Source organism: Serratia microhaemolytica (genome assembly GCF_004011885.1).
GTDB classification, from domain to species: Bacteria; Pseudomonadota; Gammaproteobacteria; order Enterobacterales; family Enterobacteriaceae; genus Serratia_G; species Serratia_G microhaemolytica.
In genome coordinates this window covers 1-517 of record NZ_SBEF01000141.1, presented here as the reverse complement: position 1 = coordinate 517, position 517 = coordinate 1, and the positions used below count along the sequence as shown (strand labels likewise).

The window sequence follows — 517 nt, the reverse complement described above, 5'->3', positions numbered from 1 at the left end:
TCGCCAGCTACGTACTACCGCCCTCCGGCCTCGGGCAGAAACTGGCCGGGCGCTTAACCGGCGCCCTGGGCAAACTCGCCAGCCGCGCCCCGAAAGTGCTGCGCGGCGCCATGACCGGCGCGCAACGCGCACTCGCCGCCGCTGGCCAAGCCACCCGCCGCGTCGCCAGCCAGGCCGCACACCTGGCACGCAAAGCGGCCCCGAACCGCCTCAACCGCCTGATCCAGAAAGTGCTCGACCCGGTCGACGTCGCCACCGGCGCCTACTTTGAAGACCGCTGCGACCTGCGCCTGGGGCAAACCCTGCCGCTCACCTTCACCCGCCACCACCACTCACGCAGCGACTGCCACGGGCTGTGTGGCCTCGGCTGGCGTGACAACTGGAGCGACTACGCGCTCGTCAGCGGCCAAGGCAGCTTTGTCGACATCGTCGAACACACCGGCCAGACCTACAGCTTCACCTTTCTGCCGGGCGACAGCAGCGCCTACCACCCGAACTACCCGCACCTCACCCTACG

Annotated in this window: 1 protein-coding gene; it reads left to right on the top strand. The window is 69.2% G+C overall.

The features are described 5' to 3' along the window. The coding region (locus EOJ37_RS14585; protein WP_240651736.1) for a DUF6531 domain-containing protein at positions 1 to 517 on the top strand (517 nt) is incomplete at both ends.